14 protein-coding genes are annotated in these 12,109 nt (G+C 66.4%); 6 read left to right on the top strand and 8 right to left on the bottom strand.

Annotation, left to right across the window (positions count from 1 at the left end; all coding sequences use genetic code 11):
• The first annotated feature begins 3 nt into the window (after positions 1-3).
• The gene (locus IRT45_RS14910; protein WP_194806462.1) at positions 4-327 is read left to right on the top strand and encodes a hypothetical protein; all 324 of its coding nucleotides are present in this window, start codon (positions 4-6) and stop codon (positions 325-327) included.
• Between the two features lie 18 nt (positions 328-345).
• On the opposite strand, the gene IRT45_RS14915 is transcribed toward IRT45_RS14910, so the two are convergent.
• The 4 genes from IRT45_RS14915 to IRT45_RS38020 form a co-directional block, all read right to left on the bottom strand.
• The gene (locus tag IRT45_RS14915; RefSeq protein WP_194806463.1) at positions 346-1,617 is read right to left on the bottom strand and encodes a cytochrome P450; all 1,272 of its coding nucleotides are present in this window, start codon (positions 1,615-1,617) and stop codon (positions 346-348) included.
• Between the two features lie 146 nt (positions 1,618-1,763).
• Positions 1,764-2,936: an aminoglycoside phosphotransferase family protein gene (locus IRT45_RS14920; RefSeq protein WP_194806464.1), complete on the bottom strand. Its 1,173-nt coding sequence runs from the start codon at positions 2,934-2,936 to the stop codon at positions 1,764-1,766.
• Positions 2,937-3,175: 239 nt separating this feature from the next.
• Complete coding sequence (locus IRT45_RS14925; protein ID WP_194806465.1) at positions 3,176-3,577, bottom strand: hypothetical protein; 402 nt, start codon at positions 3,575-3,577, stop codon at positions 3,176-3,178.
• Positions 3,574-3,834 (bottom strand): anthrone oxygenase family protein, encoded by a 261-nt coding sequence (locus IRT45_RS38020; protein WP_375540101.1) that lies wholly within the window; start codon positions 3,832-3,834, stop codon positions 3,574-3,576. The genes IRT45_RS14925 and IRT45_RS38020 overlap by 4 nt, the downstream gene beginning before the upstream one ends.
• On the opposite strand from IRT45_RS38020, the gene IRT45_RS36855 reads away from it, so the two are divergent.
• Positions 3,718-4,071: a TetR-like C-terminal domain-containing protein gene (locus IRT45_RS36855; RefSeq protein ID WP_228534368.1), complete on the top strand. Its 354-nt coding sequence runs from the start codon at positions 3,718-3,720 to the stop codon at positions 4,069-4,071. The genes IRT45_RS38020 and IRT45_RS36855 overlap by 117 nt on opposite strands.
• Before the next feature lie 12 nt (positions 4,072-4,083).
• On the opposite strand, the gene IRT45_RS14935 is transcribed toward IRT45_RS36855, so the two are convergent.
• The gene (locus IRT45_RS14935) at positions 4,084-4,851 is read right to left on the bottom strand and encodes a histidine phosphatase family protein (RefSeq protein ID WP_228534369.1); all 768 of its coding nucleotides are present in this window, start codon (positions 4,849-4,851) and stop codon (positions 4,084-4,086) included.
• Between the two features lie 143 nt (positions 4,852-4,994).
• Positions 4,995-5,615: a TetR/AcrR family transcriptional regulator gene (locus IRT45_RS14940; protein ID WP_194806466.1), complete on the bottom strand. Its 621-nt coding sequence runs from the start codon at positions 5,613-5,615 to the stop codon at positions 4,995-4,997.
• Positions 5,616-5,691: 76 nt separating this feature from the next.
• Here IRT45_RS14940 and IRT45_RS14945 point away from each other — a divergent pair, with 76 nt between their 5' ends.
• The 3 genes from IRT45_RS14945 to IRT45_RS14955 all read left to right on the top strand — a co-directional run bounded on the left by IRT45_RS14945 (position 5,692) and on the right by IRT45_RS14955 (position 9,433).
• Positions 5,692-6,573 carry a sterol desaturase family protein gene (locus IRT45_RS14945; protein WP_194806467.1) on the top strand — a complete coding sequence of 294 codons (882 nt, stop codon included), beginning with the start codon at positions 5,692-5,694 and terminating at the stop codon, positions 6,571-6,573.
• Positions 6,574-6,741: 168 nt separating this feature from the next.
• Entirely contained in the window at positions 6,742-7,224 is a 483-nt protein-coding gene (locus tag IRT45_RS14950; RefSeq protein WP_194806554.1) for a gluconokinase, read from the top strand.
• A 94-nt stretch (positions 7,225-7,318) separates the two neighbouring features.
• A complete protein-coding gene (locus tag IRT45_RS14955; protein ID WP_194806468.1) occupies positions 7,319-9,433 on the top strand; it encodes an FAD-dependent oxidoreductase in 2,115 nt (704 codons plus the stop codon).
• Between the two features lie 15 nt (positions 9,434-9,448).
• Here IRT45_RS14955 and IRT45_RS14960 read toward each other — a convergent pair whose 3' ends face one another.
• Positions 9,449-10,411, bottom strand: coding sequence for an SDR family oxidoreductase (locus IRT45_RS14960; protein WP_194806469.1), 963 nt, complete (start codon positions 10,409-10,411; stop codon positions 9,449-9,451).
• A 123-nt stretch (positions 10,412-10,534) separates the two neighbouring features.
• On the opposite strand from IRT45_RS14960, the gene IRT45_RS14965 reads away from it, so the two are divergent.
• Complete coding sequence (locus IRT45_RS14965; protein ID WP_194806470.1) at positions 10,535-11,203, top strand: TetR/AcrR family transcriptional regulator; 669 nt, start codon at positions 10,535-10,537, stop codon at positions 11,201-11,203.
• On the opposite strand, the gene IRT45_RS14970 is transcribed toward IRT45_RS14965, so the two are convergent.
• Positions 11,200-12,090 carry an alpha/beta fold hydrolase gene (locus IRT45_RS14970; protein WP_194806471.1) on the bottom strand — a complete coding sequence of 297 codons (891 nt, stop codon included), beginning with the start codon at positions 12,088-12,090 and terminating at the stop codon, positions 11,200-11,202. The genes IRT45_RS14965 and IRT45_RS14970 overlap by 4 nt on opposite strands.
• Positions 12,091-12,109 lie beyond the last annotated feature (19 nt).

Genomic DNA, 12,109 nt, shown 5'->3' on the forward strand with positions numbered 1-12,109 from the left:
ACCATGACAGACGTCTGCATCGACCCCGCGACCGCGCAACAGGCCGGGGTGGACATCTCCACCAACAGCACCGAATCCCGCACCCGGGTCGAGCAACAATTCGATGAGATAGAACCCGCGCGGCAAGCGAACGAAGGCTGGCAGACCGGGCCCGCGCTCGTCGATTTCGCGTCGGCGCGAAAGCAGGACATCCTGTCGAGCCTGACAGAACTCGAGAGCATCGGAAAGAAGATCGTCGAGATCGTCAGCGCGCGAACGAGTGTCGACGAACGGTACGCGACCAGTCTCGGTCGAATCGGCAAGGCCGTGGACTCCATGTCCGAATAACAGCCGAACGGCCCCGTCTCACCCCGGCATTGCGGGCTTGTTGTTCAAATTCAGCGGCTCGGTGCGGGGAAAGGTCACCGGCAGGGCCGTCAATGCTCGGTGGAACGGGCCGGGCCGCCAGCTCGGGGCGTCGGTCGCGAGCTCGATTTCGGGCAGGGCGTCGAGGAGTTGGTCGATCGCTTCCTGGGCGATCAGGTACGCGATCGACTGGGCGGGGCAGGCGTGGGGGCCGATGCCCCAGGCCAGGTGCGACCGGTTGCCGGTCATGTCGTCGCTGCGAATCACGGGATCGTTGTTGCAGGCCGACATACTGATCACGACCGGTTGATTGGCGGGGAGCCAGACATCGTCGATCAGCATCGGCTGGCGCGGGTAGGTGATCAGCAGGTTCGCCAAGGGCGGGTCGTTGAACAGCACCTCGTCCACCGCGTCGCGGGAGGAGAGATTCCCGCCGAGCACACTGCCGCCGAAACGGTCGTCGGTGAGTACCAGCAGCAAGGTGTTGGCGATCAGGTTCAGCTCGAATTCGATTCCGGTGCCGTAGATCTGCGACACATGATGCGAGACCTCGGTGTCGTCGAGGGCGGCCGGGTGTTGTTGCAGGACCGACGTGATGTCGTTGCCCGGGGTGGCTCGTTTGAGGCGCACCAGGCTCATCAGCGCCTCGCCGAGGATACGGTTGCCCTGTTCGGCGTCGACGCCTTCGAGCAGTTTGGCCGTACCGGCGGCGACCTGCGCGCCGATCTCCGGCGGGCATCCGAGCATGACGTTCACGAGCTCGAATGCGAGTGGATAGATGTACTGGGTGATCAGTTCCGCCTGGCCGTCCTGGCAGAAGCTGTTGATCAGGGGAAGTGTGGCCTTCTCGACCGCCGCGCGCAGCGAGTGCAGATCGACGGCGTCGATACCGGCGTTGATGGCCTCACGGTAGCGGTGGAAATCGGCGCCGGAACTGCGGCTGGCCATCGGACGCCATTCCAGCAGCGGGAGGATCGGGCAATCCGAGGGCACCGTCTGCTGCCACACGCGCGGGTCGGCGGGAAAGTGTTCGGGATCGTTGAGGATGCGCACCGCGGTGCGATAGCCGATCACCAGGGTGGCGGGCACGCCCGGCGCCAGTTCGACGGGTGCGAGTGAGCCATACCTGCTGCGCATTTCGCGGTAGACCCGATGTGGGTCGTCGGAGAAATCCGGGGTGTACAACGGGACGCGCGGGCCGTCGGAACTCGTCGGCGAGCCGTGGGCGACGGGGCACATCGTCGGGCGGGTCGGGAACTGTGACGTAGTCATCAACCACTCCAGTTGTCGTATCGCGCGCCTGGTCGAACCGCATGAGGGGATGTCGCGCGCGTCGAAGGCTGCGCTGGTCGCATCCGGACGACCCTGGCCGGGGCGACCATCGGCAGCACGATGATCATTCGTGGTAAAGCGTTACATCAGACGCCGAGGGCGCCCAGGGAATCGTTGTCGTCGATGGCCGTGGTGATGCGTCGTAACAGGGTCAGGCAGGTTTCGTTCGACTGCATCTTGGGTTGGTAACTCGCGCGTCCGATGGTGAAAGCCCATGCGGCGTAGGCGAACATCGACTGCTGGCGGTAGAGCAACCAGGCGTCGTCGAAGGCGGGCGGCTTACCGCCGGCCTCCCCCAGTTCGTCCAGGTACGCCGCGAGCAGGTCCCTGTCCCACACTCGGCGGTCTTCCGGCTCGCATCCGGAGTTGACGGTGTAGGCGAAATCGTGTGCCCATCCACCTCGCATGACGACCTGCCAGTCCACGAAACCCATGCGGCCGGCGCTGGTGACGTAGGTCTGCCCGATGTGGGGATCGCCGTGCAGCAGCGTCGGCGGAACCTCCTCGGTCGCGATGGCCACCGCCCGCTCCACACCGGCCCACAGCCGTTCGCTGCTGCCGTGCAGGGATGGCGGGACGACGTCCTCCGCGCGGCGAAGGCCCACCTCGCACCGCTTCTTCATATCGATCGCGGACAGGTACACGTCGAGCATGTACGCGGGGGTGTTGAGGGCGTCGATCGCCTCGGATTCCCAGAAGGTGCCGTGCAGCCGGGCGAGATTGCGGACCAGATCCTCGGCTTGTTCGCGGGTGATCGACGCGGTGGGCTCGCTGAACACGGCGCCGCGGGTCGCGGCGATGTCCTCCATCAGGGCGATCGACCGCCAGGACGCCGGATCGGACGCCCCCCAGTATCCGATCGGTGCCTCGATGTCGACAGCCGGCCGGAAGTCGCGGAAGAACCGGGTTTCCCCGTCGATCATCTTTCCGCCGCCCAGCAGGATTCGCTGACTGAAACTGGTGGTGGTCTTGGCGAACAACCGGGTCGGCAGCTGCGCCCTGGTTCCCGCCTCGTTGTATTCGACCCGGATCGCGACCCTCGTCGAGGTGCCGCTACTGCCGTCGGAGGTCTCGAAGCTCGTCACCTCGGCCTCGGGAACATCGCGGCACAGCACGGCGGTCAGCCATTCGGGGGTGACGTGATCTCCGGAGATCGGTACGTCGGTCAGGGAGCGCGATCTCGGCCCGCGAATCTTCTCACCCAGCATCCGGGTCCCGACGGTGACAGAACGACCGAGCAACCAGAGCTTGTGATTCACGCACGTATCTCGATTCCACTGTAAGACAACGATTATCCGAGCGAACCGGCGCCCGCACCGATCGCAGCGCCAGAAGCACAGTACCCTACAGCACTCGAAAGCATTGCAAGACAATAAAATACCTATTGCTTCAATTCTTCGATGCCACATGTCGACAGGCGGAACGGAGTTACCCGTCGGTATCCCGAGGGGAGTAGCCGAGGGTGCCGATCACCACGACGACGGTCGGCCCCGCCGGTTCATTCCGGCGCGCAGTCACGGCCGCCGGCCGCGATCAGCAGCGCGGCGAAGGCGAGCGGCGCGATCGTCTGATAACCGATCCAGAGCTCGCCGGCCGTCCGGTTGCCCTGCCATGCCAGCAGCAGCGCGACGACGGTCACGATCGACCAGCCGCTGTCGTAGCCGATCATGAGCCGCATATACGTGCTCATCGAGCGGCTGCGCAGGTAGGCGAGTTCACTGCCGCCCGCGATGAGCAGGGCCGCGGCGCAGGCGATCAGCAGCCAGGTGGCGACACCGAGCCGATGACTCAGCGGTTCCGCACCGGCGACGTAGACGGCGGCGAGCAGTATTTTGACGGCGCCGTCGGCAAGAATGCCGACGGCTTGCCCGGCGATCGGCGTCGACGGAGTGCGAATCATCGTTCCCCCGCCCGTTGGATGGAGGGCGATCGGTGCGGATTTTCCCGCATCCGCCCGATATTGTCGTCGGTCGAGGTGAATCCGACGACCGCGACGATCACCAGAATGAATGCCATTACGGCGCAACCGGTTCGGGTGAAATGGAACAATTCCCAACGGCGCAGGATGTCGGCGTAATCCGCGGGCGGGGTGCCCACCGCCCATCGTTTGATCTGCTGGTTGATCGGCACATTCCCGAATCGCGTCACCAGGAACACGTCTTCCGCGATCGGATCCGGCACACGCTGCCGGTCGTGACGCGGGCGGTCGCTCGCGGGGAGCTGCCCGAGGGCACCGATCCGGCGGAGATGATCAAAACGCTTGTGGCGCCGATCTATTTCCGCGTATTGATCACCGGAGAGCGGGTGGACGACGAGACCGCGGACGCTGCCGCGAGACTGGCGCTGACGAGCGCGCGTGCCGGTCTGTTCGCCGGACACGGCCGGCCCCAGTGACGGCCGGGGCGATCACGCATCGGACTCCGGCATCGCGTCATCTCGCACAGGCGGCGGGAGGCCCCATGCGGCCGTCCGCAGATGGGTTCCGTCGTTGTGCCACTGCGTAATCGAGGCATTGGGCACAGGCGGCGGAGCGTCGAGGGGCGTCGCTCCGACACCGGCCAGGACATGGGCGGCGGTGACGACGACCGCGTCGTGGGCGACGATCAGAATCCGCTCCGCGGTGGTTCGGTCGAGCCCGGTGAGCAGATCACGCATGCGTAGCGCGACATCGGCCACCGACTCTCCGCCCGGCGGCCGATAGAACCACTCGCCGAGCCGGGTGCGGCGCTCGTACTCCTGCGGCGCGTGGCGCCGAATGGCTTGCGGCGGAAACAATTCGAAGACACCCATCTCGCGGTCGCGGCAGCGTTCGTCGACCACGACGGGAACGGCGCCGGATCCCTCGCTGAGGCCGTTGGCAGTGCGGGCCATCGTCGCCCAGGTCTGCCGGGCACGCAGATACGGTGAGCACACCACCAGCTGCGGTGCCCGGTTCGGGGCCAGACCCGCCAGCCACCGTCCGAGCCGAGCGGCTTGCTCGTATCCAGTAGGCGTCAACTCGACGTCGGCGTCGCTACCCGGGAAAACCTCGTCGGCACCGGCGCTGAATGCGGCATTGGCTCGGCTTTCACCGTGGCGGATGATCCAGAGGTCGCGCATGCGATATCGCGGCGGAATCGCGGCCGAGGGAACGGACGGGAATGCGCTCGACGGGTCGGGACCCATTGCCGTCATCCGACTCTCCCTTTCGGTCCCGCCGCGCGACCAGGGTGCGCGTGTTCGGCGGGTTGTGTTCACGGGTTCGTTCCAGCATGCCCGATCAGCTGTCCCGGGCTACCGAGCAGGCTCCACCGCCGCGCCGGCCGAAGCCGTGTGATTCAGCGTGTCGCGCCGATGGAGAAGACGATGTCGATCAGGCGGGTAAATCGGGTGGTCAGGTCGTCGGCGGATTCTTCGGGATGGGCACGCGCCCAGGCCATGACCGCGTCGACCGCGGCGGTCCAGATGCCGGCGAGCGCTTCGATATCGCGTTCGTCGGTGTCGCCCAGGGCGTCGAGGAATCGGCGCACGCCCGAGTCGGCGTGTGCGGCGATCCGGTTGCGGTAGCCGTGCACCAGATCGGCCACCGCGCCGGTCGCCGGGGCGGTCGGGTCGTGGATGATCCGCCAGGCGGTGCGGTCGGGGCCGAGGGTGTCGAAGAGGCCGCGCAGTGCGTTACCCGGCATCGCGAAAGGTGCTGTGGCGGGATTCATTTCGTCATCGAGGCGTTCCAGGAGCGGGTCCGCCAAGGCGGTCAGGCACTCCGCGTAGAGCTGTTCCTTCGAGGTGAAGTGCTGATAGACCAGCGCCTTCGAGATGCCCGCGCGCCCGGCGATCGACACCATCGATACGGCGGCGAACCCGCGTTCGGCGAACTCCCGCATGGCGGCGATGAGGATCTCCTCGCGGCGGTCCCGCGCGGGCATGCCCTTGGTTCCGAGTCCGGCGGCCGTTGACATGCGCCCGAACTTACCCTACGGTCACTTCCATTGAAGTGACCGTAGGGTCATATAGTCGTTCCGGAGAGTGCCTGCGATGACCCTGTGGGAACAGATCAACCAGCCGGTGACCTACGCGGTGCCGTTCTTCGTGCTCGCGATGGTTCTGGAGATCGCCGCGCTGCGCGGTCATGCCGAGGATCGCGCCGGCTACGACGTGACCGATGCGCGAACCAGCCTGACCATGGGTTTCGTCTCCCTGTTCGTCAGCGGTGCCGCGAAATTCGCCGCACTCGTCGGCTACGCCGTGCTGTACGTGCACGCGCCGTGGCAGGTCGATCCGCGCAATCCGCTGTCGTGGCTCGCGGTCATGCTCGCGGTCGATCTGCTCTGGTACGCCTATCACCGCCTCGCGCATCGCGTCCGGGTGGTGTGGGCGGCACATCAGGTGCACCACAACAGCCGGTACTTCAACTACGCGACGGCACTGCGCCAGAAATGGAATCCGTGGTTCGAACTCCTGGCCTGGGTACCGCTACCGCTGTTGGGCGTGCCGCCGTGGATGATCTTCACGGCCTGGTCGTTCAACCTGATCTACCAGTTCTGGGTGCACACCGAGACCATCGGGAAGCTGCCCCGATGGTTCGAATTCGTCTTCAACACGCCGTCCCATCACCGCGTGCACCATGCCAGCGATCGGGAGTATCTGGATCGCAACTACGGCGGCATCCTGATCCTGTGGGATCGCATGTTCGGCACATTTCGCGCCGAAACCTTCCGCCCCACCTACGGGCTCACGAAGAACATCGAGAGCTCGAACGTCCTCACGCTCCAGTACTACGAATTCGGCGCGCTGTGGCGAGACCTGCGTTCCACCAGACGTATTCGCGAATGGGCCGGATATGTGTTCGGGCCACCGGGATGGCAGCCCGGCGCCGCAGATACGAGTGAGACCGGTGATCGGCTACCTCCTCGCTGACCGTTCCGGCATCAGCTCCGGCCGCACGCGCCCGGCGAGGTTCGGGAGCCGACGCATTCCGATCTGCTGGAGGATTCGACGAACATCCGCCCATGATCGGCGGCGGTAACCGAGTCGGTTACCGTGCCAGGGGTGACCGACCGTTTTCCTCCGCTCTGTGTGGTCGTGATGGGGGTCTCCGGCACCGGGAAATCGACGGTCGGCCGTCTGCTTGCCGACCGGCTCGGTAGTCCGTTCGCGGATGCGGACGATCTGCACTCCCCTGCCAATATCGCGAAGATGTCCGCGGGTATCGCGCTGACGGATGAGGATCGCGCACCGTGGCTGGCGGCGGTGGGGCGCTGGTTGCACGATCGGATGGTCGAGAAGAGCGGCGGTGTGATCGCCTGCTCGGCGCTGAAGCGGAGTTATCGCGATATCTTGCGGACGGCCGCGCCCGAAGTGTTCTTCGTGCATTTGACCGCGGAACGCGAGGAATTGATCGAGCGCGTGACCGGCCGCAGCGGCCACTACATGCCCGCCTCCCTGGTCGATTCGCAACTGCGGACGCTCGAGCCACTGGACGGCGCCGAACGCGGGGTTGTTCTCCACACCGATCGCACACCGGAAGTCCTCGCGGAGAATGCCGCTGCGCTGCTGCACATCGGGTAGTGCGTTTCCGGGTCATCGCCGGCGGCGCACGGTCGATGTCTCGGTGATCGGGAGGTTCGCCCTGGCCCGCTGCCGGGAGTTCTAGCGTCGACGCGTGCCGCGCAACCAGACCTTTCCCCACCTGCTCGCCCCCGGGACGATCGGGCCGATGTCCGTCCCCAACCGCGTCGTTCTACCCGCGATGGATATGAACCTCTGCGAGGACGGGGAGATCGAGCAGGGCGATATCGATCATTTCGTCGCCCGCGCAGCCGGTGGGACGGGGCTGATCATCACCGGATGCTGTGCTGTCGCCTATCCGGTGGGGTGTGCGAGCACCAAGGAACCCGGGCTGTCCGAGGATCGGTTCATTCCCGGTCTGCGCGCGCTCGCGGACGCGGTGCACGCCGCGGGCAGCACATTGTGTGTGCAGATGACGCACCACGGGAAGATCGCCCGGATCGATACCGTGCAAGGGCGGCCACTGCTGGTTCCGTCGGCGCCGCGCGGCTCGTCGGATATGTCGGCGCTGGCCGACAACACCCCGGAAGAACTGCAGAAACTGGCGGCTGTCACGGGTGGTAAGCAGGCCACCTATCGCGAAGCCACGCAGGACGATATCGATTGGGTGGTGCGGTGTTTCGCGGAGGCTGCGGGGCGGGTGCAGGCAGCCGGTGGCGACGCCGTCGAAATTCATTGCGCGCACGGATACATCCTCGGCGGCTTTCTGAGCCGGGCGGACAACAAGCGGACCGACGACTACGGTGGCTCGCTGGTGAATCGGGCGCGGTTGGCGGTCGAGGTGATTCGCGCGGTGAAGGCGGAGGTCGGCGATGCGCTGGCGATTCTGGTGCGGATCGCGGGGCGTGAATTCGGAGAGGACGGTGCGCTGACCACCGAGGAGGCGAAGCAGGCTTCGGCGCTGTTCGAGGCGGCCGGCGCGGATGCCATTCATGTCACCGGCTGGGGCCGAAACCCGTTCTCCAACTTCACCGACGGGCCACTCCCCGACCGCGTGGGCGCCTATACGGAATTGGCGGGCGAGGTGAAGAAGGCCGTCTCAATTCCCGTGATCGCTGTCGGCCGGGTATTGCCGGAGATCGGCGAGCAGGTGATCGCCGAGGGGAAGGCGGATTTCGCGGCGATGGGGCGGCAATTGCTCGCCGATCCGGAATTGGTGAACAAACTCCGCGCCGGTACACCGCAGAACATTCGGCCCTGCATCAATTGCTATGTGTGCGTTCAGGAGAACTTCTGGGACGACACCCCATTGTGTGCGGTGAACCCGGCCCTCGGTGACGAGAACGTCCTTCCGTTGGTTCGCAGCACGACATCGAAACGGATCGTCGTGGTCGGGGCCGGTCCCGGCGGACTCGAAATCGCCCGTCTCGCCGCCGAGCGCGGACACCGAGTGACGGTGCTGGACAAGGCGGAACGCCTCGGAGGCACTCTCTGGTTCTCCAGCCTGACCACGCCCGACAACGAGCGCCTGCTGAACTGGCTGAAGGGCCAGGTCGAGCAACTCGATATCGACATCCGGTTGAAGACCGAGGCGACCGTGCCGTTGATCCAGGCGCTGAAGCCCGACGTGGTCGTCGTGGCTACCGGCGCGGTGCGGGATCGCCCGGCGGTACCCGGCAGCGATCTGCCGCACGTGCATACCGGTGACACGTTGCGCGCCTTGATGACCGGTGTCGGAGACGTATCCCGGGTGCCGCCGTTGCTGCGCACCGTCGCGAAGCTGGGCAAGGTTTCCGGCATCACGAAGAGCCCCGCCGCGATCCGATCGGTGACGCGCAGATTCCTGCCGATGGGCAAGAATGTGGTCGTGATCGGAGGTTCGCTTGTCGGACTGGAACTTTCGGAGTTCCTGGCCGAACGCGGACGCACCGTGACGGTACTCGAGGAAGGTCAGCAGCTGGGTGTGCCGATGGCGATGCCTCGGCGGTGGACCGCCGTTCGGCATGCGGGCGAGGCGGGCGTCACCATTCACCGGCACGCGACCGTACAGCGAATCACCGAGCGGCACGTGGAATTTCGCGTCGGGGACCGGACGTCGACCGCGGCGGCGGACCTGGTTGTGGTCGCCTCGGGTGTCTCCGCGCAAGCGCCACTGGCCGATGTGCTGGCGGGGCTGGTTCCCGAGGTACACGTCGTGGGTGACGCCGGATCGGTCGACTACATCGAGGGTGCGATCCACTCGGCGTGGAAAGTCGCGGCGGCGCTGTAGATCGGCGCGGCGCGGTCATGCCGGTGCCGGGCTGTCCACAACCGGGAACCGAAGACCGACCAACTCCTCGGAGGCCGCCCAGATCCGGCGCGCGTCGTCCTGGCCGCGCAGGCGCGAATACAGCTCCTGCTCGGCCGGCGGGCCGGACAGGTGGCGAAACCCGCTCGGGCCGTAGAGACGGCCGCCTTCGGCATCGGGCGACGTCGCGGCGTACAGCGCGGGCAGCAGGGCCGATTCCACCTTGCCGAACAGGATGCCGCGCTCGGCCAGCGCACGGATGACCCGGACGAGCAGGGTGTCGCGGTCGCGACCCACCTCCGGGCGCGCGGCGAGAAGATTCGTCGGCGTCACCCCGGGGTGGGACAGGTTGCTCGTGATACCCCAGCCGCCGGCCCGACTGCGCCGTTCCAGCTCGAGCCCGAACAGGCCGACGGCGATCTTCGACTGGCTGTAGGCCCGGTTGCCGTTGTAGCTGCGCTCCCATTGCAGGTCCTCCCAGTTGATGGCGTGCTGGTCGGCGGCGATGCTGATCTGCGAGGTCACCCGGGCCTTGCCCGCGCGCAGCAGCGGAAGCAGGCGGGCGACCAGGGCGACATGGCCGAGGTGGTTGGTGCCGAACTGCAGCTCGAAACCGTCCTCGGTGGTCTGCCGGTCGGGGGGTGTCATGACCCCGGCGTTGTTCATCAGGATGTGAATCGGGCGGGCCTCGGCGAGGAGCCGGTCCGCGAGACCGGCGACGGACGCCAGGGAGGACAGATCCAGATCACGCAGGGAGATCTCGGCATCGGGGCACTGCCGGCGGATCGTCGCCATCGCGGCCTCTCCCTTGCGCGGATTGCGGACCGGCAGGATCACCTCGGCGCCCGCGACCGCGAGTCGAGTGGCCAGGCCCAGCCCGACACCGTCACTGCCGCCGGTGACCACCGCGAGTTTGCCCGTGAGGTCGGGAACCGGGATATCAGGTGTGGTGGCAGCCATTGTCCTTCTTCCGACGACATTTCGGAGAGCTTCTGACACCTGTCAGATTAAGCGTATTCTGACGGCTGTCAAGTACACCGTCCCCGCATCCGGCCCGGACGCAGCCCTCAGGACAATGAACCCATGGCGATAGCAGAGTCGACGACCGAGGCGGCCCGGGGGCCGGGGCGTCCCGGGGCAGGCGCGCGCCCGGTGCCGGCCGAGAGCGAAATCCTGCGACGAGGAATGGAAGCCTTCGCCGAACTCGGCTACGACCGGACCTCGGCGCGCGAGCTCGCGAGACGGCTCGGCGTCAGCCACAACTTCATCAACGACCGCTACGGATCCAAGGCCAACTTCTGGCGCGCGGTCGTGGACTCGGCACTGGCGGACGATCAGCGCGAACGGCAGCAGATCCTCGACGCCGAGATGGACGACGCCGAGCGAGTTCGAGCGATGATCGTCCACTTCTACGAAGCCGCCGTCGAGACGCCACTGTTCGGCCGCCTGCTGGCCGACGAATTCGGCCGCGAGTCCGAACGGCTGGATTATCTGTACGAGAACTACGTGGCGCCGACGCTGGGCCCGCTCGTCCCGGCTGTCGAACGGCTCGCAGCGGCGGGCCGCATGCCGGCCGTGCCGATGGATGTGCTCTTCTTCGCGGTCATCAGTCCGGTGGCCGGGCTGGTGCAACTGCCCCTCGCACACCGGCTCGGGCGGGCTGCGCCGGTCACCCGGGAGACACAGATGCGGAGCGCGCGCGAACTCGCCGACCTGATCGCGACGGGGTTGCTCGGCCGGCCGTTCGCCTAACCGAAGAACGTCAGCAGTCGCGTGGTCAGCCACTCCGGCTGTTCTTCCGGCACGAAATGACCGCAGTCCGGGATCATCTCCAGCTCCATCGCATCGGCGTAGTCGTGGTAGCGGTCGGGGACGCCCTCCGAGAGCGGGTCGCGAGCACCGTTGAGATGAAGAGTCGGAACCCGCAGCCGAAGCATGCGATAGTGCCGCAGAAAATGTGGGACCTCGTGCAACACCACATTCCGATTGAAATCGGCCGTCGCGGCATATGCGTCGGGAGTGTGCATCCGCTCCTGGTACACCGCTATCTCGCCGGAACTGTAGCGGCCGTGGTAGCGCCAGGCATCCAAACTGCGGCGACTGAGTCGATCTTGCAGTCGACGCGAGTTGCCCTGCGCCGCAAGCAGATACACATGCCACGGGCGCAGGAGCACCGGAAGGCTGATGCCGTCGGCCGTCCACGGATGAACACCGGCGAGGGCTACGAACCGCTCGAACCGGTCCGGCCAGTTCAAACAGGCGCGATACCCGGCCACGAGTCCCCAATCCCGCCCGACGATCCGCGCCCGGCGCACCCCGAGATGGTCCATCAACTCGACCACATCGCGTGCCAGCCGCTCGAAGGTGTATCCACCACGAGGCCCCTGTGACCAACCGAGCCCGCGAATGTCCGGGCAGATCACGCGGTAATGCGCAGACAGCGGGCCGATGAGGTGACGCCATTCCCACCAGTGCTGCGGCCAGCCGTGCAGGAGGATCAGCGGATCACCGGTGCCCGCTGTCGCGTAGTGCATGCGCAGGCCGTCGATCCGGGCGAACCGATGTTCGACATCCACTCCGATGCCGGACGACAACGATTGCAGCGCAAGAATTTCCGGGTCCGTCATTGACGTCGTCACGATGCCCCTCCTGTCGTCG

It is taken from the genome of Nocardia sp. BSTN01, assembly GCF_015354405.1.
GTDB lineage: Bacteria > Actinomycetota > Actinomycetes > Mycobacteriales > Mycobacteriaceae > Nocardia.